This window comes from Streptococcus sp. LMAG:39, assembly GCF_008680485.1.
In the GTDB taxonomy this organism is placed as follows: domain Bacteria; phylum Bacillota; class Bacilli; order Lactobacillales; family Streptococcaceae; genus Streptococcus; species Streptococcus pasteurianus.
In genome coordinates, this window is record NZ_NALE01000001.1 from 925,295 (window position 1) to 946,349 (window position 21,055).

General features: G+C 39.3%; 16 protein-coding genes. 2 read left to right on the top strand and 14 right to left on the bottom strand.

The window, feature by feature from the left end; genetic code table 11:
• Positions 1–690 carry a tRNA (adenosine(37)-N6)-threonylcarbamoyltransferase complex dimerization subunit type 1 TsaB gene (gene tsaB, locus CCC20_RS04510; RefSeq protein WP_043910455.1) on the bottom strand — a complete coding sequence of 230 codons (690 nt, stop codon included), beginning with the start codon at positions 688–690 and terminating at the stop codon, positions 1–3.
• A 180-nt stretch (positions 691–870) separates the two neighbouring features.
• Between tsaB and CCC20_RS04515 the strand changes: the two genes are divergently transcribed.
• A complete protein-coding gene (locus CCC20_RS04515) occupies positions 871–1,101 on the top strand; it encodes a DNA-dependent RNA polymerase subunit epsilon (RefSeq protein ID WP_003066514.1) in 231 nt (76 codons plus the stop codon).
• Between the two features lies 1 nt (position 1,102).
• Positions 1,103–2,785 carry a ribonuclease J1 gene (rnjA, locus tag CCC20_RS04520; RefSeq protein ID WP_048791104.1) on the top strand — a complete coding sequence of 561 codons (1,683 nt, stop codon included), beginning with the start codon at positions 1,103–1,105 and terminating at the stop codon, positions 2,783–2,785.
• A gap of 254 nt (positions 2,786–3,039) precedes the next feature.
• On the opposite strand, the gene CCC20_RS04525 is transcribed toward rnjA, so the two are convergent.
• The 13 genes from CCC20_RS04525 to CCC20_RS04585 form a co-directional block, all read right to left on the bottom strand.
• On the bottom strand, positions 3,040–4,479 hold the full coding sequence (locus CCC20_RS04525) for a glutamate synthase subunit beta (protein WP_058692502.1): 1,440 nt from the start codon (positions 4,477–4,479) through the stop codon (positions 3,040–3,042).
• Between the two features lies 1 nt (position 4,480).
• Positions 4,481–8,998 carry a glutamate synthase large subunit gene (gene gltB, locus CCC20_RS04530; protein ID WP_287179328.1) on the bottom strand — a complete coding sequence of 1,506 codons (4,518 nt, stop codon included), beginning with the start codon at positions 8,996–8,998 and terminating at the stop codon, positions 4,481–4,483.
• 179 nt (positions 8,999–9,177) lie between these two features.
• Positions 9,178–10,524: a type I glutamate--ammonia ligase gene (gene glnA / locus CCC20_RS04535; protein WP_003066522.1), complete on the bottom strand. Its 1,347-nt coding sequence runs from the start codon at positions 10,522–10,524 to the stop codon at positions 9,178–9,180.
• Between the two features lie 49 nt (positions 10,525–10,573).
• Positions 10,574–10,945, bottom strand: a complete 372-nt coding sequence (locus CCC20_RS04540; protein ID WP_003066523.1) for a MerR family transcriptional regulator — start codon at positions 10,943–10,945, stop codon at positions 10,574–10,576.
• A gap of 88 nt (positions 10,946–11,033) precedes the next feature.
• Entirely contained in the window at positions 11,034–11,570 is a 537-nt protein-coding gene (locus tag CCC20_RS04545) for an FUSC family protein (RefSeq protein WP_240207945.1), read from the bottom strand.
• A 230-nt stretch (positions 11,571–11,800) separates the two neighbouring features.
• Entirely contained in the window at positions 11,801–12,997 is a 1,197-nt protein-coding gene (locus CCC20_RS04550; protein ID WP_003066528.1) for a phosphoglycerate kinase, read from the bottom strand.
• Between the two features lie 188 nt (positions 12,998–13,185).
• Positions 13,186–14,199 (bottom strand): type I glyceraldehyde-3-phosphate dehydrogenase, encoded by a 1,014-nt coding sequence (gap, locus tag CCC20_RS04555; protein WP_003066531.1) that lies wholly within the window; start codon positions 14,197–14,199, stop codon positions 13,186–13,188.
• Positions 14,200–14,403: 204 nt separating this feature from the next.
• Positions 14,404–16,482, bottom strand: a complete 2,079-nt coding sequence (gene fusA / locus CCC20_RS04560; protein ID WP_003066533.1) for an elongation factor G — start codon at positions 16,480–16,482, stop codon at positions 14,404–14,406.
• Positions 16,483–16,681: 199 nt separating this feature from the next.
• Positions 16,682–17,152 carry a 30S ribosomal protein S7 gene (gene rpsG, locus CCC20_RS04565; protein WP_003066535.1) on the bottom strand — a complete coding sequence of 157 codons (471 nt, stop codon included), beginning with the start codon at positions 17,150–17,152 and terminating at the stop codon, positions 16,682–16,684.
• Between the two features lie 20 nt (positions 17,153–17,172).
• Positions 17,173–17,586 (bottom strand): 30S ribosomal protein S12, encoded by a 414-nt coding sequence (gene rpsL, locus CCC20_RS04570; RefSeq protein ID WP_003066537.1) that lies wholly within the window; start codon positions 17,584–17,586, stop codon positions 17,173–17,175.
• A gap of 295 nt (positions 17,587–17,881) precedes the next feature.
• Positions 17,882–18,694, bottom strand: coding sequence for a pur operon repressor (gene purR / locus CCC20_RS04575; protein WP_012962508.1), 813 nt, complete (start codon positions 18,692–18,694; stop codon positions 17,882–17,884).
• 157 nt (positions 18,695–18,851) lie between these two features.
• Positions 18,852–19,790: a 3'-5' exoribonuclease YhaM family protein gene (locus tag CCC20_RS04580; protein WP_013852265.1), complete on the bottom strand. Its 939-nt coding sequence runs from the start codon at positions 19,788–19,790 to the stop codon at positions 18,852–18,854.
• Positions 19,780–21,054: a DNA recombination protein RmuC gene (locus CCC20_RS04585; RefSeq protein WP_270619827.1), complete on the bottom strand. Its 1,275-nt coding sequence runs from the start codon at positions 21,052–21,054 to the stop codon at positions 19,780–19,782. The genes CCC20_RS04580 and CCC20_RS04585 overlap by 11 nt, the downstream gene beginning before the upstream one ends.
• Between the last annotated feature and the right edge of the window lies 1 nt (position 21,055).

The following is a 21,055-nucleotide window of genomic DNA, read 5'->3' on the forward strand; positions in this document are numbered from 1 at the left end:
TTAGATACGTTTGACATAATCTGCAGTTGAATCTTCTTTATGCGTTTTAAGCCAGTTTTCTTCTGCTTCCACACGTTTAAGATAATTTGGTACAAAACTGTCAACACCAGCTGGTTCAAGACCTTGACCATATTTTCCAATAGCATAAGCTGATGGCAAAACAGGTAAAATAACAGCTTGTGGTAGAGCTTCTTCAATCTGGTCGCGGAAATTATCCACTTCACCAACAAACATAACCTTAGCTTCAGCCTTAACGGCTTCTAAAACAGCTGTAAAACTCATGTGTTGGTCTGCTTTAACAGACTGACCATTTTTATAAAACCCAGCATAAACATTATTACGACGGGCATCCATGATAGGAACAACCAAGCCATCAAAATCAGCTGCCGCAGCAAGTGCATACAGACTTGACACCCCTACTAGCTCAATATTTAACGTATATGCCAATGTTTTAGCTGTCGCAACCGCCACGCGCAAACCAGTATAGGACCCTGGACCTTGCGCTACAACAATTCTATCTAAATCACTTGGTTGCAAATCCACAGATGTCATCAAAAAATCAATCGCAGGCATTAATGTTATACTGTGATTTTTTTTAATATTGACCGTTACATCGGCTAACAAATTCTTGCCATCTAAAATAGCAACAGATAAAGCCTTACTTGAAGTATCAAAGGCTAAAACTTTCATCATTTAAATTCCCTCACTTGATTCTACCTCTTATTTTATGATATAATTTTAATAATTGCAACGAATCAAGGTTAAATCAATTACTCGTAAAAATTTCATAGATGTTTGTCAAGTAGATATAAAGCTATTTGGCAGGTTTTTTGTAGTTTGATTAGCCACAGGTATAAAGAAAGGAAAACTATGATTTATAAAGTTTTTTACCAAGAAACAAAAGAACGTAACCCACACCGTGAGCAAACTAAAGTGCTCTACTTAGACGTTGATGCCACAACTGAACTCGAAGGACGCATCAAAACACGCAAACTCGTTGAAGAAAAGACACCTTACAACGTTGAATTTATTGAGCTTCTATCAGATAAACACCTAGCTTACGAAAAAGAAACAGGTGTCTTTAAATTAACGGAGTTATAACATGTCACAAATCAATTTAAAACCCGAAGAAGTTGGGGTTTACGCAATTGGTGGTCTTGGAGAAATCGGAAAAAATACTTACGGTATTGAGTACAAAGATGAAATTATCATCGTTGATGCTGGTATCAAATTCCCTGAAGATGACCTTCTCGGAATCGATTATGTCATTCCAGATTATTCTTATATCGTTGAAAATATTGACCGTATCAAAGGGCTCGTTATTACCCACGGTCACGAGGACCACATTGGTGGAATCCCATTTCTCTTAAAACAAGCTAATATCCCAATCTACGCTGGACCATTAGCTCTTGCACTTATCAAAGGAAAATTGGAAGAACACGGACTTCTCCGTGATGCTAAACTCTATGAAATCAATGCTAACACAGAATTAACATTTAAAAACCTTAGCGTTACTTTCTTCCGCACAACCCACTCAATTCCAGAACCTCTTGGAATCGTTATCCACACACCACAAGGTAAAATTGTCTGCACAGGGGACTTCAAATTTGACTGGACACCAGTTGGTGAGCCAGCAGATATCCACCGCATGGCTGCCCTTGGTGAAGATGGCGTTCTCTGTTTATTATCAGACTCAACCAACGCTGAAATTCCAACCTTTACAAATTCAGAAAAAGTCGTTGGACAATCTATCCTGAAGATTATTGAAGGTATTCATGGACGTATTATTTTCGCATCATTTGCTTCAAATATTTTCCGTCTCCAACAAGCTGCCGAAGCTGCCGTTAAAACAGGACGTAAAATTGTTGTTTTCGGACGTTCTATGGAAAAAGCCATTGTCAATGGTATCGAACTTGGTTATATCAAGGTTCCAAAAGGAACATTTATCGAACCAAGCGAACTCAAAGACTATCATGCTAGTGAAATTTTAATCATGTGTACAGGTAGTCAGGGGGAATCAATGGCTGCGCTAGCACGTATTGCCAATGGTACACACCGCCAAGTCACACTACAACCTGGTGACACCGTTATCTTCTCATCTAGCCCAATTCCTGGTAACACAACAAGCGTTAATAAACTAATTAATACTATCCAAGAAGCTGGTGTCGAAGTTATCCACGGTAAAGTCAACAATATCCACACATCTGGTCATGGTGGTCAACAAGAGCAAAAACTCATGCTCCGCTTGATGAAACCAAAATACTTCATGCCGGTTCACGGTGAATACCGTATGCTAAAAATTCATGCTGGTTTAGCAATGGACACAGGTGTGCCAAAAGATAATATCTTTATCATGGAAAATGGTGATGTCCTAGCTCTCACAGCTAGTTCAGCTCGCCGTGCTGGACACTTCAATGCTCAAGACATTTATGTTGATGGTAATGGTATTGGTGACATTGGCGCTGCTGTACTGCGTGACCGTCATGATTTATCAGAAGACGGTGTCGTTCTTGCTGTCGCAACTGTCGATTTTGACACACAAATGATTTTAGCAGGTCCTGACATTCTCAGCCGTGGATTTATCTACATGCGCGAATCAGGCGACCTCATCCGTGAAAGTCAACGTGTTCTTTTCAACGCGATTCGCATAGCCTTGAAAAACCAGGACGCAAGCATTCAATCTGTTAACGGTGCTATTGTGAACGCCCTTCGTCCATTCTTATACGAAAAAACAGAACGTGAACCAATCATTATCCCAATGATTCTCACACCAGATGAAAAATAGAATTAACGAAGCTGAGACAAAAGTGCTCAGCTTCTTTGTTTACGAAATGACAAAGTGCAGGAGTAAACGTAAATCATTTTAGGTTAGCAACTAAAAACGAAGACTAGCTAAAAAATCAAATCTCTTTAAAGTTACCGATTTGCTTTTGAATTTTTAGGCCCATGAATAAAGTCGTATGTTCTCCTTTTCCACAAACCTAAAGACTATCTTGAATCCAACCAAAAAACTCGCCATAACAGCGAGCTTTCTTAGTTTTATTGTGCAACCATGACACGAAGACCTTGGTCGATTTTCTCTGCGGCTTTGCGTCCTTCGCGGATTCCCCAAATCACAAGACTTGGACCACGACGCGCGTCACCAGCAACAAAGACATGGTCATTATTTGTTGAATAATCATCATAGACACTTTGAACACCAAATTGTTCAAATAATGATTTTTCAGCACCTGTGAATCCCATTGCTAGTAAAACAAGGTCTGCTTTGATGATTTCTTCAGTTCCCTCAATTGGTTTGAAACCAGGACCAACTTTGATAGTCTTAGCAGCAATGACTTGACCACTATCAGCACCGATAAACTCAGTTGTTGACGTAGCATAAGTTGTCAATTCTGTATCTTGTACGAAATTGGCTTCTTCTTGCCCATAACCGACACGTTTAATCATTGGATATTGTGGCCATGGATTTGTTGGTAAGCGTTTTTCTGGCGGTTCTGGAGTGATCTCAAGTTGTTTAACACTTGCTGCACCCAAACGAACAGCCGTACCGATACAATCATTACCTGTATCACCGCCACCAATGACAAGAACATGTTTGCCTTCAAGCGTTGGACCAAGTTTTTTATTATCAGAAGCAAGGACATTTTTAGTCGTTTCAGTTAAGAAATCAACCGCAAAACGCACACCAGATAGATGACGACCTGGGACATCCAAATCACGCGGAACACTTGCACCAGTTGCAAGAACAACACGGTCATATTGTTTCAACAATTCATCCGCTGTTACATCACGTCCCACTTCCATATTAGCAACAAAATTGATACCAAGTTTTTCCATCAAATCAATACGACGTTGAACAATTTCCTTATCCAATTTCATATTTGGAATACCGTACATCAATAGTCCACCAAAACGATCACTACGTTCATAGACAGTTACTGTATGACCTAGTTTATTAAGGCGCCAAGCAGTTGAAAGCCCTGCAGGTCCAGAACCAATAACAGCAACTTTAAATCCTGTACGGTAGGCTGGACGACCTGACTCCTCTACCCAACCATTTTCAAAGGCTGTATCGATGATAAAGCGTTCATTATCATGGATAGTGACACCAGAGCCATTAAGGCCTTCTGTACAACCTTTTTCACACGGCGCTGGACAAACACGTCCAGTCATTTCTGGGAGAGGATTTGTACGTGAGAGACGATCAAAAGCACGTTTGTAATCGCCTTTATAAAGCAAATCATTCCATTCAGGAATCAAGTTGTCATTTGGACAACCTGAAACCGCGCGTCCGCCACCGTAGAATTGTCCAGAATGACAGAAAGGAATCCCACAAGCCATACAACGTGCAGCTTGTTTTTGACGGTCCTCTTCGAACAATGGAATTTGTAATTCTTCAAAGTCCAAGATGCGTTCAGCAACAGGACGAAACGGATTATCTTTACGTTCATATTTCAAAAATCCAAATGGATTAGCCATTTTATTTACCTCCTGTTACTTGTGCAAGAAGTTCTTCTTTCTCGGCAGCAGTTTCTGCACCACCTGTGGCAATTTCGAAGGTACGCAATTCAAGTTCATCACCTTCTAAACCAGTATTAGCAAGTGCGTATTCAATATTATTAATTTCATGGAATTCAGTTGGATAAACTTTAATGAATTTATCAACTTCTTGTGCCCAGTTGTCAAGCAAGCGTTTTGCTTTAGCGCTACCTGTGTATTCATAGTGTTTTTGAATCATATCAACCAAGACATCATCCCCACGAGTTTCACCGACTTTGTAAAGGTCAACCATTTCTTGGCTAACTTTTTCGGCAAAATCACCGTCCACATCATAAACATAGGCAACACCACCACTCATACCAGCAGCGAAGTTACGTCCTGTTGTTCCAAGGATAACAGCAACACCACCTGTCATGTATTCACAACCGTGTGCTCCGACACCTTCAACAACAACTTTAGCACCTGAATTACGAACACAGAAACGTTCACCTGCGCGACCAGCGAAATAAGCTTCACCCTTAACCGCACCAAAGAGAGCAACGTTACCAACGATCGGTGAATTTTCAACATCATAAGCGGCATCATGCGGCGGCTTCACAATCAAACGTCCACCTGACATTGATTTGGCAATGTAGTCATTTGCTTCACCAACTAGCGTTAATTCCATACCTTGTGTGATAAAGCTTGCAAATGATTGACCAGCAATACCAGTATATTCGTATTTAATCAAACCTAGTTCAACGGTATCATTTCCATAACGTTCAGCCATCCAGCCTGCCATTCGAGCACCGACTGCACGTTGAACATTGTTAATTGATTCTTTAATCGTCACGCTTGCACCATTATCAACAGCAGCTTTGGCAAATCCGTCCAATTCTTTCCATTGACGTGCTTCAGCAAATGGATCTTCTGTCTTGCGGTCAATTGGATAAGCTGTACCAAGCATACGTGAAAAATCAAGCGATTTTGCTTTACCTTTTGGAATGAATTTCGCTTTCAAGATTTCTGAATGACCAACCATTTCGTCAACAGAACGGAAACCAAGTTCAGCCATATATTCACGCAATTCTTCTGCCATAAACATCATCATGTTAATCACATGTTCAGGTTTACCTGCAAAATGTTTACGAAGTTCTGGATTTTGAGTTGCTACACCAACAGGACAAGTATTCAATGAGCAAACACGCATCATCACACAACCAATAGAAATCAATGCTAGACTTGCAAATGAATATTCTTCCGCTCCAAGAAGAGTGGCAATGGCAACATCGCGACCAGTCATTAATTTACCATCAGTTTCAAGAGTCATACGTTGACGGAGACGGTTAAGTGACAATGTTTGGTGTGCTTCAGCCAAGCCCATTTCCCATGGAAGCCCAGCATCACGGACAGAGTTACGTGGAGAAGCTCCTGTACCACCATCATAACCAGAAATAACAACCTTATCAGCACCAGCTTTTACACAACCCGTAGCAATTGTACCAACACCAGTACTTGAAACCAATTTAACATTGATTTTAGCATAAGGATTAATGGCTTTAAGGTCATAAATCAATTGCGCCAAATCTTCAATTGAGTAGATGTCATGGTGAGGTGGTGGTGAAATCAAGCGTACACCAGGCGTTGCACCACGAATTTCTGCAACCCAAGGGAAGACTTTTTGACCAGGCAATTGACCACCTTCACCAGGTTTCGCACCTTGTGCTAATTTAATTTGAAGTTCTTCAGCAGACATGAGGTATTCTGCATTGACACCAAAACGTCCAGAAGCAACTTGTTTGATTTTAGAGTTCAAATTACGTCCGTCTGGTTGCACTTTGAAACGATTACGATTTTCGCCACCTTCACCAGAGTTTGATTTCGCTCCGATTGAGTTCATGGCTTCAGCAATTGTTTCATGTGCTTCTTTAGAAAGTGAACCAAAACTCATGGCACCAACTTTGAAACGTTTAACAATAGTTTCTACTGGTTCTACCTCAGAAAGGTCAACTTTTGGACGGTCAGATTTAAATTCCCAAATAGAACGAAGTGTTGTCGGCGTTGACAATGCTTCTTTGTCCAATTCAGCTGTGTATTCTTTAAAGAGTTTGTAGTCCCCTTTACGAACAGCTTGTTGGAAATTATAAATGGTATGTGGATTGAAAAGGTGATACTCGCCATCTACTTTAAATTGATAAATACCACCACTTTGGAGATAATCTCCACGACGAGGACCAAAAGCATCTTCCATACGTTGAAGGTATTCTTTTTCAATTTGGTCAAGTGACAAACCACCGATACGAGTTACTGTACCTGTAAAGTATTTGTTAACAACAGAGTCAGATAAACCAACGGCTTCAAATAATTGAGCCCCTTTGTAACCAAGGATTGTTGAAATCCCCATACGACTCATAACTTTGACAATACCTTTTTCAGCAGCTTTACGATATTTTTCAAAAGCAAGCTCGTCTTTACCATATTCTTTCAATGTCGCATAAGCGCCATAAGGGTGAACCGCAGCCGCACCATAACCAACCAAGGTTGCAAAATGATGAACTTCAATAGCTTCCGCTGTATCGACAACAATTGAAAATTGGCTAGCTTTTCCTTTGACAACCATGTAGTTATTTAAACCAGAAACAGCTAACAACATTGGAATAGTTGTCTGATTTTCTTTAACATTACGGTCTGAAAGAATAATAATCTTACTACCATTATCAACGGCTTTTTCAGCAGCTTTGAAAAGATTTTCTAGCGCACGTTGCAAACGATTATGTGACGGCTCAACCACGTCATAAACCGTAGATAGGGTTGTTGCACAATAACGGTCATCTTTCAAGTTAGCAATTTTCGCAAAATCTTGACTTGAAAGAACCGGGCTGTCAATTTTTACTTTGACACAGTTATCAGCACCATCAGCTTTGAAATTCCCATCACCACCAAGGTAAACACTAGTTGACACAACGATTTGTTCACGAATGGCATCAATTGGCGGATTAGTAACCTGCGCAAATTGTTGCTTGAAGAAAGTGAAAAGCGATTGGTTCTTATTAGAGAGAACCGCTAGTGGGCTATCAAATCCCATTGAAATGACAGGTTCTTCACCTTTTTCAGACATTGGTAGAATGACCGTACGAATAACTTCTTCATTGTAGCCATAAGCCTTCCACATTGTTTCAATGTCATTTGTTTCTTGAGTCAATTCAGCAGCCTCAAAGTCGTTAAGATGAGCAATGTTTTCGTCAACCCACTCTTTGTATGGATGTTGTGCAGCATAGTATGCTTTCACTTCTTCATTGCGCATTAATTTTCCTGAAGTCGTGTCAATCAACATCATATTACCAGGTCCAAGCACACCTTTTTCAATAACGCGACTTGGTTCAAGATCGACAACACCAGATTCACTTGAGCAAATAAGGAAATTATCTTTTGTCAATGAATAACGGCTAGGACGCAATCCATTACGGTCCAAACGCGCACCAACCATATCACCATCAGTGAAAACAAGCGCTGCTGGACCATCCCATGGAGCCACAAAACTTGACGCATATTCATAAAATGCCTTCAAATCATCTGAAAGCCCTGATTCATCACCCCAAGCTTCAGGTACCATCATTAAAAGACTTTGTGGAATATCACGACCATTACGGTAAAGATATTCTAGACAGTTTTCCAACTTGGCAGAGTCCGAATTTTCTTCGTTATAAACTTCAATCTGGTGACTGTGCATCCAATTTTCAGCACCACGGAGAGTATTAATTTCACCATTGTGAGCCAAAAAACGGAATGGCTGTGCACGATCCCAAGATGGGAAAGTATTTGTAGAAAAGCGTGAGTGTGTCAACGCGATATGAGATTTGAAATGTTCATCTTGCAAATCAGGATAAAAAAGCCCAACTTGGAAAGCATGAAGCATTCCTTTGTACACAATTGTCTTACTTGAAAGTGAGCAAATGAAAAATTCATCAGCTGAAAAACTCTTTTCAAGTTGGCGACGTAAGCGGAACAATTTATCCTCAAAATCACGGCCAGCTTTTGTGTCATCAGGCTTCTTAACAAAAACTTGTACAAAACTTGGCATAATTTCTTGGGCTGCTGGACCACAATTATCGTAATTAAATGGCACATCACGTGTCATCAAAACATGAAAACCTGCTAATTTAATTTCAGCATTAACAGCTTCCAAAAGACTTACCTTAGCTTCAGTATCCTGAGGTAAAAATAATTGTGCAACGGCGTAATCGCCTTTTTTAGGCAAAACATAACCTGCTTCTTTAGCTTTTAATTGGAAAAATTCATCAGGCAAAGTAAGCAACATTCCTGCACCGTCTCCTGTATCAGGTTCTGCACCTGTACCTCCACGGTGATTCATACGAGTTAACATGGTTAAGGCATAATCAATCAAAGTATGGCTGGCTTTACCATCAAGCTGTGCAACAAACCCCATACCACAAGCATCCGATTCAAAAGATGGATCCCAAAGCGTTGTCTGTTGCGCTCTCAAAGCACTTTCATTCATAGCTTCTACTCCTATCATTAGTACAAATAGTCAAAAACGGTCTAATTATTCAGAATATTTACTTTAAATTATACCACTTTATGTTAGATTAGAATAGTTCTTATTTGAACTTTCTAATTACAAATGTGGTAATTTGGGGTAAAAAAAAGACAGCCAGAAGCTGTCTCCTTCACTACTTCTTAGTATAAGTCTAGATAGTTATCAACTTCCCATTGCGAAACAAAGGCCGCATAGCTTGACCATTCAATTTTCTTAGCTTCCACAAAGTTTACAAAGATATGTTCACCAAGCGCTGCTTTGACAACTTCATCTTCTTGTAAAGCTTTAACAGCATTGTGCAAAGTAGAAGGAAGGTCACGGATACCTGCTTCTTTACGTTCTCCTTCAGTCATGACATAGATATTTGATTCAACTGGAGCTGGAGCTTCAATTTTGTTTTCAATACCGTCAAGACCTGCTTCAAGCAGGACAGCAAGTGCAAGATATGGGTTAGCAGTTGGGTCAACAGAACGAAGTTCCAAACGGGTTCCCATACCACGTGATGCAGGAACGCGGATAAGTGGTGAACGGTTGCGTCCAGCCCATGCAATGTAAACTGGTGCTTCATAACCAGGAACCAAACGTTTGTATGAGTTTACAGTTGGGTTCATGATTGCAGTGTAGTTATAAGCATGCTTCATCAAACCGCCAAGGAAATAATATGCTGTTTCTGACAATTGCATACCTTTTGGATCTTCAGTATCGTAGAAGGCATTATTGCCATCGTAATCGAACAATGACATGTTACAGTGCATACCTGAACCGTTGATACCAAATTTAGGCTTAGCCATGAATGTAGCGTAAAGACCATGTTTACGAGCAATTGTTTTAACAACAAGTTTGAAAATTTGAATGTTATCACAAGCTTTCAAAACATCAGCGTATTTAAAGTCAATTTCATGTTGGCCAACAGCCACTTCGTGGTGACTAGCTTCAACTTCAAACCCCATTTCAGTCAAAACATTAACAATTTCACGACGAGTGTTATCTGCAAGGTCAGTTGGTGCAAGGTCGAAGTAACCACCACGGTCGTTTACTTCAAGAGTTGCTTCACCTTTTTCATCCAATTTGAATAAGAAGAATTCTGGCTCTGGACCAAGATTAAATGATTTGAAACCAACTTTTTCCATATGACGAAGAGCACGTTTCAAGTTTCCACGTGGGTCACCTGCAAATGGTTCTCCTTCAGCAGTATAGATGTCACAGATTAAACCTGCAACAGCACCATTTTCACTCCCCCAAGGGAACACTGTCCAAGTATCAAGGTCTGGATGTAAGAACATATCAGATTCGTTGATACGAACAAAACCTTCGATTGAAGAACCGTCAAACATTGCTTTGTTTGCCAATACTTTGTTAAGTTGTTCATCAGTTGCTGGAATTTCCACATTTTTCAATGTCCCAGCGATATCTGAGAACATTAAACGCAAAAAAGTTACATTTTTTTCTTTGACTTCGCGACGAATGTCAGCTGCTGTAATAGTCATGAATTAAGGTCTCCTTTTTAAAACCGAAATAACCGAGCGGCGCGTGTTTTTAGATGCGCCAGTTGCCAATGTACTGTGATGGGGCCGAAAAACGACCTTGGTTACGGAGTTCATCTTGTAAGATACGACGAACATCAGCATCAGTTAAAGATTTTTGTTTCTGATGTGCTTTATCTTGTCGCTCCGCATATTCACGCTTAATAGCCGCAATATTAAGCCCCTCATCAAGAAAATCTTTAATTTCGAGCAATCGATCCATATCATTTAACGAATACATACGACGATTTCCCGACGTCCTTTCTGGGGTAATTAAACCCTGATCTTCATAATAACGAATCTGGCGTGCTGTTAAATCCGTCAATTTCATTACTGTTCCAATAGGAAATACCGCCATTGAACGTCTGAGTTCTTTTTCTTTCATGATGACCTCCTTCCGACACTTATTATAGTCTGAAAATTCTAAACCGTCAACCCCTTATGTAAGAAAATATAACATAAATGAAAAATTTTTAGTGTTTTTGGCGTAAAAGTCCCTTAATCTTATCAACATCAGAATTAACAAGAATAGCTACAAAGACCCCGCAAAATGTTTCAAATACCCTAGCAAATACATATAAAATGGTATCACCAGCAGGAATTGATAGAGTAATAATCAAAAGTGCCGATGTTCCACCAATGATTCCTGCTTTGTTATTAATTGAAACATTAATCATAATTCCTAACATGGTAAAAATTGGAACAAAAATCAACGTTACCCAAAACTGATTATGGAAAAACTGATTGATAAAAAAGAAGAGCAGAGATAGCAAACCACCAACACTATTTCCAACCACACGTGAGAAGCCAAAATGAACGCTCTTGTCCAAACTTTCACGTAAACTGAAAACAGCTGTCAGCGTTCCTATCTGCAGCCCTTCCCATCCAAATAAATGGAAAATTAATAAAACCAAAAAAACAGCTAAACCAGTCTTAAAGGTGCGCATGCCCAATTTAAATTTACTCGGGTCAAACTTATAATTCGATAAAAGATTTTTTAAATAATTCATAACTCACAACCAATTTACATTTTCTTTATTTTAACATATTTTCAAATTGATTTGCGAACGTTCTACTGATATGAATGCGTTTACCACAAAATATCTCTCACTTGCATTCCAAAAACCAAAATAATAGTACCACTTTCATGCAATAAAATATTTTCTTCCCATTTACGGATTTTATACACAAAAAAGGACGGTAACACCGTCCTCTTTAAATCTTCTCAACGAAGAAATTATTATTTATCAGTAAGTGCTGCAAGACCTGGAAGTACTTTACCTTCAAGAAGTTCCATAGAAGCTCCACCACCAGTAGAAATCCATGAGAATTTGTCAGCACGACCAAGGTTGATAGCTGCGGCAGCTGAGTCACCACCACCAATGATTGATTTAACGCCTGGTTGTTTAACGATAGCATCCATTACACCAATTGTACCAGCTTGGAAATCAGGATTTTCGAACACACCCATAGGCCCATTCCAAACAACTGTTTTAGCACCAGTCAATTCTTCGTCAAATTTAGTGATAGATTTTGGACCGATATCAAGACCAAGGAATCCAGCATCTACTGCTGCACCTTCAGTATCTTTAACTTCAGTATAGTCAGCAAAAGCGTTAGCTTCTTTTGAGTCAACTGGCAAGATTAATTTACCGTCAGCTTTAGCCAAAAGTTCTTTAGCAACATCAAGTTTGTCTTCTTCGACAAGTGAATTACCAATTTCGATACCTTGTGCTTTAAGGAATGTGTAAGTCATACCACCACCGATAAGGACTTTATCAGCTTTTTTCAACAAGTTTTCGATAACACCGATTTTATCTGAAACTTTTGAACCACCAAGGATTGCGATAAATGGACGAACTGGTTTTTCAACAGCTTCTTGGATGTATGCAATTTCGTTTTCAAGAAGGAAACCTGCAACAGCTTTTTCAACGTTTGCAGAGATACCTACGTTAGATGCGTGTGCACGGTGTGCAGTACCAAATGCATCGTTAACGAAGATTCCGTCACCAAGTGAAGCCCAGTATTTACCAAGTTCTGGATCGTTTTTAGATTCTTTTTTACCGTCAACATCTTCAAAACGAGTGTTTTCAACAAGAAGAACTTCACCGTCTTTAAGGTTGTTGATAGCTTCTTCAAGTTCAGCACCACGTGTAACACCTGGGAAGACAACTTCTTGACCAAGTTTAGCTGCCAAATCAGCTGCTACTGGAGCAAGAGATTTACCTTCTTTATCAGCTTCTTCTTTAACACGTCCAAGGTGAGAGAAAAGAATTGCACGACCACCTTGTTCGATGATGTACTTGATTGTTGGAAGAGCCGCAGAAATACGGTTGTCGTTAGTGATAACGCCATCTTTCAAAGGCACGTTAAAGTCAACACGGACAAGAACTTTTTTGCCTTTCAAATCAACGTCTTTAACAGTCAATTTAGCCATTTGATAGGACTCCTTATTATTTTTTATACATGCTAATTATATCACAAAACCTGTAAAAGAGATAGCAAAATCAGTACATTTTGTACGCCAGCCACTACTAAACGAGGAAATGTGTGAATTTCTGTATCATTTTACAATATATAAAAAAAGAGAGGAATGAATCCTCTCTTCTTCAGCTAACTCATTGATTATTTAGCAATTTTTGCGAAGTATTCAAGAGTACGAACAAGTTGTGAAGTGTAAGACATTTCGTTGTCGTACCATGCAACAGTTTTAACCAATTGAGTACCGTCAGTTGCTTCGGTTACTTCTGTTTGAGTTGCGTCAAACAATGAACCGAATGAGATACCTACGATATCGCGTGAAACGATTGGGTCAGTATTGTAACCGAATGATTCAGTTGCAGCAGCTTGCATAGCAGCGTTAACTTCTTCAGCAGTTACTTTTTTGTCAAGAACTGAAACAAGTTCAGTAAGTGATCCAGTTGGAACTGGTACACGTTGAGCATGACCTTGAAGTTTACCGTTCAATTCTGGGATAACAAGACCGATAGCTTTAGCAGCACCAGTTGAGTTAGGAACGATGTTTTCAGCAGCAGCACGTGCGCGGCGGAAGTCACCTTTACGGTGTGGTGCGTCAAGAGTCATTTGGTCACCAGTGTAACCGTGAACTGTAGTCATTGTACCAACTTTAAGACCGAATGATTTGTTCAAAGCATCAGCCATTGGCGCAAGACAGTTTGTTGTACATGAACCAGCTGAGATAACTGTTTCAGTACCATCAAGAATTTCGTGGTTAGTGTTAAATACGATTGTTTTAACATCTGATCCACCAGGAGCTGTGATAACAACTTTTTTAGCTCCACCTTCGTGCAAGTGTTTTTCAGCAGCAGCTTTAGTTGCAAAGAAACCAGTTGCTTCAAGAACGATTTCTACACCATCGTTAGCCCAGTCGATTTGTTCTGGGTCACGTTCTGCAGAAACTTTAACGAATTGACCGTTAACTTCAAAACCACCATCTTTAACAACAACGTCACCGTCGAAACGACCTTGAGTTGTATCGTATTTCAACAAGTGTGCAAGCATAGCTGGGTCAGTAAGGTCGTTAATACGAGCTACTTCAACACCTTCAACGTTTTGGATACGACGGAATGCAAGACGACCGATACGACCGAAACCGTTAATACCAACTTTAACTACCATTAGTGATTTCCTCCTTATGAAAATCAAAAAAATTTTTATTTTAAAAGGTTTCCCTTTTAGACAATTGTGAAAAGATTAACTTACGTAGGCACAAATCAACCTTTCAACGTTAGTATTATATAACTATTTCACCAAAATTGCAAATATTATTACCGTTTTCATAATAAAAAAGGATGCTCTTTTGAGCATCCTTTCTATCAGGAATTATTCACCAGAATTCTTCTTGATGATTTCTTCTTGTACTGATTTAGGAACGTCTTCATAGTGGTCAAATACCATCATAAATGTACCGCGTCCTTGAGTTGCAGAACGAAGAATTGTTGCATAACCGAACATTTCAGCAAGTGGAACAAAGGCACGAACGATTTGGCTGTTACCATGAGCTTCCATACCATCAACACGTCCACGACGAGCTGTAACGTGCCCCATAACGTCACCAAGGTTTTCTTCTGGAGCTGTGATTGTAACAAGCATCATTGGTTCAAGAATAACTGGGTGTGCAGTTTTAGCAGCTTCTTTAAGTGCAAGTGATGCAGCAATCTTGAAGGCTGTTTCAGATGAATCGACATCGTGGTATGAACCATCATAAAGTTTAGCTTTAACGTCAACCATTGGATAACCAGCAAGAACACCGTTAGCCATAGATTCTTGAAGACCTTTTTCTACTGCAGGGATAAATTCACGAGGAACGACACCGCCGACGATAGCATTTTCAAATTCGAATCCTTTACCTTCTTCATTTGGCGTAAATTCAATCCAAACATCACCAAACTGACCTTTACCACCAGATTGGCGTTTGAAGAATCCACGTGCTTGAGTAGCTTGACGGAATGTTTCACGGTACGATACTTGTGGAGCACCTACGTTTGCTTCAACTTTGAATTCACGTTTCATACGGTCAACAAGGACGTCAAGGTGAAGTTCACCCATACCAGAGATAACTGTTTCACCAGTTTCAACGTTAGTTTCAACACGGAACGTTGGGTCTTCTTCAGCAAGTTTTTGAAGAGCGATACCCATTTTATCTTGGTCAGCTTTAGATTTAGGTTCAACCATCAATTGGATAACTGGTTCTGGAACTTCAATTGATTCAAGGATGACTTTAGCTTTTTCATCTGTCAATGAGTCCCCAGTTGTAGTGTCTTTCAAACCAACGGCAGCAGCGATATCACCAGCGTAAACTGTTTCGATTTCGTTACGGTGGTTGGCGTGCATTTGAAGAATACGTCCGATACGTTCACGTTTACCTTTAGATGTATTAAGAACGTAAGAACCACTGTCCAATACACCTGAGTAAACACGGAAGAATGTCAAACGACCTACGAATGGGTCAGTCATGATCTTGAATGCAAGAGCTGCAAATGGCTCTTCATCTGATGCTGGACGTTCTTCTTCTTCGTCTGTATCTGGGTTAACACCCTTGATTGCAGGGATGTCAAGTGGACTTGGAAGGTAGTCAATAACTGCATCAAGCATCATTTGAACACCTTTGTTTTTGAAAGCAGAACCACAAAGAACTGGGAAGAATTCAACGTTGATAGTTGCTTTACGGATAGCAGCTTTCAATTCAGCTTCAGTGATTTCTTCACCTTCAAGATATTTCATCATCAATTCTTCATCAGTTTCAGCAACTGCTTCGATCAATTTTTCACGATATTCGTTAGCTTGATCTACGTATTCAGCTGGAATATCTTCTTCAAGAATATCTGTACCAAGGTCATTAGTATAGATTTCAGCTTTCATTTTAACCAAGTCAATGATGCCGTTGAAGCTATCTTCAGAACCGATTGGCAATTGAATTGGGTGAGCGTTAGCTTGAAGACGATCGTGAAGTGTGCTTACTGAGTAAAGGAAATCAGCACCGATTTTGTCCATTTTGTTTGAGAATACGATACGAGGAACACCGTATTCAGTAGCTTGGCGCCAAACTGTTTCAGTTTGAGGTTCTACACCTGATTGTGAGTCAAGAACTGTTACCGCACCATCAAGAACACGAAGAGAACGTTGTACTTCAATTGTGAAGTCCACGTGCCCTGGTGTGTCGATAATGTTTACACGGTAGTCTTTCCATTGTGCAGTTGTAGCGGCAGATGTGATTGTGATACCACGTTCTTGCTCTTGTTCCATCCAGTCCATTTGTGAAGCACCTTCGTGTGTTTCACCGATTTTATGGATTTTACCAGTATAGTAAAGAATACGCTCAGTTGTTGTTGTTTTACCAGCATCGACGTGAGCCATGATACCAATGTTACGAGTTTTTTCAAGTGAAAATTCGCGAGCCATTTTTTTCTCCTATTATAAATTTAATTTACTACTCTATTATAGCATACTTTTAGAACGGATAGGCAGGACCTACCCGTTCTAAACATGCTTTATTAAATTTGATACATGTCAGTAAGCAAAACACTTACTAAACACAGCCTGAACACCCGTAGTAAAAAGCTTTAATTGTATTCGAAGCTTTGTATCTGTATATCGCAGATTACCAGCGGAAGTGTGCGAATGCACGGTTTGCTTCTGCCATACGGTGTGTGTCTTCGCGTTTTTTAACTGAAGCACCAGTGTTGTTAGCAGCATCCAAGATTTCTTTTGCAAGACGATCTTTCATAGTGTGTTCACCACGAGCACGTGATGCAGTTACCAACCAACGAAGTCCAAGAGTTGTACGACGTTCTGGACGAACTTCAACTGGGACTTGGTAGTTAGAACCACCAACACGACGAGCACGTACTTCAAGAACAGGCATGATATTTTCCATAGCTGTTTCGAATACTTCAAGTGCATCGTTTCCAGTAGCTTCTTTGATTTGTTCAAATGCATCATAAACGATTGATGCAGCTGTACCACGTTTACCATCAAGCATAACACGGTTGATAAGACGTGTTACAAGTTGTGAATTGTACAATGGATCTGGCAATACTTCGCGTTTAGGCGCTCTATTTTTACGACTCATTTTTTCTTATCCCCCTTCTATTATCCTTTAGGACGTTTAGCACCGTATTTAGAACGGCTTTGTTTACGATCAGCAACACCTGCAGTATCAAGTGCACCACGAACGATGTGGTAACGTACCCCTGGAAGGTCTTTTACACGTCCACCACGGATAAGAACAACACTGTGTTCTTGAAGGTTGTGTCCGATACCTGGGATGTATGCAGTAACTTCAATAAGGTTGCTCAAACGTACACGAGCAAATTTACGAAGGGCTGAGTTAGGTTTTTTAGGTGTCATTGTTCCAACACGAGTTGCAACACCACGTTTTTGTGGTGAAGATACGTTAGTTTGAACTTTTTTGTGGCTGTTGTAACCAACGTTAAGTGCTGGTGATTTAGATTTTTCAACTTTAGATTTACGTGGTTTACGTACCAACTGGTTGATTGTAGGCATCTACTTTTCTCCTGTAAGATTTTTTATTTTGGTTGATAAGGTACTTGGTGACAGTCCTTATCTAAAATGTGTACTTTGCAACATTTGTCAGCACGTCTCTGTACACTCTGGAGAGACCAAAAGTAAAAAGTACCGTTCATTATGATAACATAACTTTCACCGTCTGTCAAATGATTTAGTCGTATTTTATAGCTTTTATAAAATTTTTGGTAGCTACTAAATTCGTTATAGTCCCAAAAAAGATTAAACGTTCTTGAACAATATAACTTTTAAAGAAAAAGGGGAACTCCCTCTCTTAATCGAAAATATTACCAATTTCTACTTTGACATGGTTGTTTTTAACATCAATTTCTGAAACTTTTAGAAGTGATTTGTAAGTCATTCGGTCACGTTTTTCTTGGGCATTTTCAGCAAAGACTGCGACACCTACAAGAGTACTATCGAATTCCTTCAAGAGACTGACCATACCAGAAATCGTTCCCCCACCTTTAAGGAAGTCGTCAACAATCAAGACACGACTATTCGGTTTCAAGCTGCGTTTAGACAAGAACATCTTTTCAATACGGTCACTTGAGCCACTTGCATAATTGACAGAAACGGTTGAACCTTCCGTAATTTTAAGGTCACGTCGAACGATGACAAATGGAACATTCAAGATATTTGCAACGGCATTTGCCAAAGGCACACCTTTGGTTGCTACTGTCATAACCGCATCAATTTTATTTCCCTTGAAAGCATTAGCAATGATACGTCCAACACTTTGTAAAATTTTAGGGGTACTTAATAAATCTGATAAGTAGATATAACCTCCAGGAAGAATACGATTGCTTTCTGAAAGGCGGTCACGTAATTCTTCGATGACTGCTTTAGCTTCTTCATCAGAGATTCCTGGTGTAAAAATGACACCTCCGCTCGCCCCTGTAACTGTTTCAATTTCGCCGATTCCTGATTCTTCAAAAGCTTTTTTGATAATGGCGATATCTTCAGAGATTGAAGATTTTGCTGCTTCATATTTTTCAGCAAATGTGTTTAAACTTGTCAATTTATAGGGGTTGTTAATCAAATAGTTGGAGATGACAACCATGCGTTCACTACGTCGTAATTTCATAATTTCTCCATTTTCATATCTGTTTTTTGTCATTATATCATAAGAAGGTGAAAAAAACGAACATTTTAATAAAAAATGTCCATTTTTTTGTGCTTTTCCCTAATGTAAAGAGGTCTTCGAGTGAGTAATGTTAAAATATTCTACTTCTTATTGCCTCTTATAATTTTGGTTTATAGAATGAACGATTATCCATTGCAAAAATACGATTTGTCATTTCGCCCTCGTCAATACGACTCAATGCCGTTGTCATCATCATCATTTCGGCGTCGATATTATCAATAATATGAATAATCTCTGCTTCCATCACACGTGGACGAACTGGGCTGCCGTATTCAAGCAAGCCATGATGACTTAGGATAACATGGCGTAAAATGATAACATCTTCTTTGGTGTCATCAATGTTTAATTCTGTGAGAACTTTTGTGATTTCTTCATCAATCAAAGCAATGTGACCGATTAAATTGCCACGTACAGTGTATTCGGTATTGTCCGGACCAGTTAACTCAATAACTTTCGCCAAGTCATGAAGCATGATACCAGCGTAAAGCAAACTTTTGTTGAGTTGTGGATAGATATCACCAATTGCATCCGCTAAACGCACCATGGTTGCTGTATGATAGGCTAATCCAGATTCAAAAGCATGGTGATTTGTCTTAGCTGCAGGATAAGTGAAAAATTCCTTGTCGTATTTGCGATAAAGCGCACGAACAACACGTTGCCAAACAGCATTTTCAATTTTGAACATCATTTGCTCAAGATAATCTTTGACATCAACAACGTCGACTGGTGATTTTTCTCGGAAGTCACTTGGGTCGTTTGGCTCACCCTCACGTGGATTACGAAGGGTAATTTGATTGACTTGAGGTGTTCCATTATAGACCTCACGACGACCTTTCATGTATACTACTTTGCCAGCGACAAATTCTTCAACATTATAGGGTTGAGCATCCCAAAGATTACCAGAAATTTCACCAGTATCATCTTGGAAAGTAAAGGCAATATAATCCTTGCCCGCTCTCGTCTTACGAATCTCTGCGGATTTTATTAAGTAGAACCCTTCAAAGAGTTCATCTTTTTTCATTTGATTAATTTTCATGATTTTCCTCATCTTCTAGTGGTGGGAGGTTAAGTAAACTTGCCGTTGCTTGGTCTTGATAAGATTCAACAGTATTTAAAGCTCGAATAATCGCATTTGTCCTTGTGTAAATGAGACTATCCAAAGTATTATTAGCGGTATTGATTTGTTTTTGAGCTTTAACCAACATATTGCCAAATTTTTCAAATTCTACCTTAACATTTCCTAAAACTTTGCTAATATCGTTTGCATTTTTCTGAATATTGAGAGTTTTGAAGCCGACAGCAAGCGAATTTAATAGAGCTGATAAGGTTGACGGTCCTGCTACGACAATATTTTCATCACGTCGCAAGCTATCAAAGAAACTAGCATTACGAACCACTTCTGAATACAAACCTTCTGTTGGTAAAAACATAATTCCAAAATTAGTTGTCTCAGGTGGATTGAGGTATTTTTTATTAATATCTTTAGCAAAGCGTTTGATGCTGTTAAGAAGCGACTTGCGGTAAAGCTCAACTTGTTCTTTGTCACCACTTTCGTAAGCATCTTCCAAGCGATAGTAATCTTCCAATGGGAATTTCGAATCAATTGGCAAATAAACATAGCCATCATCATCTGTTCCTGGAAGCTTTATGGCGTATTCAACACGCTCACTAGAGCCTGAAATGGTCGGAAATTCTCGTTCGTATTGGTTAGTCGTCATAATATCTTCGATAATTTGCCCCAGTTGTAACTCACCAAGAATGCCACGTGTCTTAGTATTTGAAAGCACTTTGTTTAAGGTACCAACATCTTGTGCGACATTTTTCATCTCACCCAAGCCTTGATTGACAGACTCTAGTTGCTTAGAAACTGTCTCAAATGAGGCTTTCAAACGATTTTGCAAGGTTTGTTCGAGTTTTTCTTCAACTGTTTGACGCATTTCTTCCAAACGTTTTTCGTTTGATTCTTGCATTTCTTTGACAGAATTTGTCAAATTGCGGTTGATGATTTCTAAACGCTGGTCAGAACGATCACGATTTTCATTCAAACTTTGATGAAGAACATCGCGAATATCATTTAATTGTGTGTATAAATCATTTTGCAAACGATTTATCTGATTATTCAACGCTAAAACTTGGTCTTTTTGCGCTAAATCAAGCTGATATGAGACTTGGTCAGATAAATTATCAGCGTTGTCGTCCATTTTTTGTGAAACATCTTCTGTCAGCTTTGCCATTTTCAGCAAAAGATAAATTAACAAAACGACACTAAGAAGTCCTAATAATAATGTAATAATTAACATT

Bases quoted from the DNA above. Each gene is read 5' to 3' on its own strand.
- CCC20_RS04585 (WP_270619827.1), bottom strand. From the start codon at position 21,054: ATGTTAATTATTACATTATTATTAGGACTTCTTAGTGTCGTTTTGTTA.
- gltB (WP_287179328.1), bottom strand. From the start codon at position 8,998: ATGAATGAAAGTGCTTTGAGAGCGCAACAGACAACGCTTTGGGATCCA.
- CCC20_RS04540 (WP_003066523.1), bottom strand. From the start codon at position 10,945: ATGAAAGAAAAAGAACTCAGACGTTCAATGGCGGTATTTCCTATTGGA.
- CCC20_RS04550 (WP_003066528.1), bottom strand. From the start codon at position 12,997: ATGGCTAAATTGACTGTTAAAGACGTTGATTTGAAAGGCAAAAAAGTT.
- rpsL (WP_003066537.1), bottom strand. From the start codon at position 17,586: ATGCCTACAATCAACCAGTTGGTACGTAAACCACGTAAATCTAAAGTT.
- CCC20_RS04545 (WP_240207945.1), bottom strand. From the start codon at position 11,570: ATGAATTATTTAAAAAATCTTTTATCGAATTATAAGTTTGACCCGAGT.
- tsaB (WP_043910455.1), bottom strand. From the start codon at position 690: ATGAAAGTTTTAGCCTTTGATACTTCAAGTAAGGCTTTATCTGTTGCT.
- CCC20_RS04515 (WP_003066514.1), top strand. From the start codon at position 871: ATGATTTATAAAGTTTTTTACCAAGAAACAAAAGAACGTAACCCACAC.
- rnjA (WP_048791104.1), top strand. From the start codon at position 1,103: ATGTCACAAATCAATTTAAAACCCGAAGAAGTTGGGGTTTACGCAATT.
- glnA (WP_003066522.1), bottom strand. From the start codon at position 10,524: ATGACTATTACAGCAGCTGACATTCGTCGCGAAGTCAAAGAAAAAAAT.
- CCC20_RS04525 (WP_058692502.1), bottom strand. From the start codon at position 4,479: ATGGCTAATCCATTTGGATTTTTGAAATATGAACGTAAAGATAATCCG.
- fusA (WP_003066533.1), bottom strand. From the start codon at position 16,482: ATGGCTCGCGAATTTTCACTTGAAAAAACTCGTAACATTGGTATCATG.
- rpsG (WP_003066535.1), bottom strand. From the start codon at position 17,152: ATGAGTCGTAAAAATAGAGCGCCTAAACGCGAAGTATTGCCAGATCCA.
- gap (WP_003066531.1), bottom strand. From the start codon at position 14,199: ATGGTAGTTAAAGTTGGTATTAACGGTTTCGGTCGTATCGGTCGTCTT.
- purR (WP_012962508.1), bottom strand. From the start codon at position 18,694: ATGAAATTACGACGTAGTGAACGCATGGTTGTCATCTCCAACTATTTG.
- CCC20_RS04580 (WP_013852265.1), bottom strand. From the start codon at position 19,790: ATGAAAATTAATCAAATGAAAAAAGATGAACTCTTTGAAGGGTTCTAC.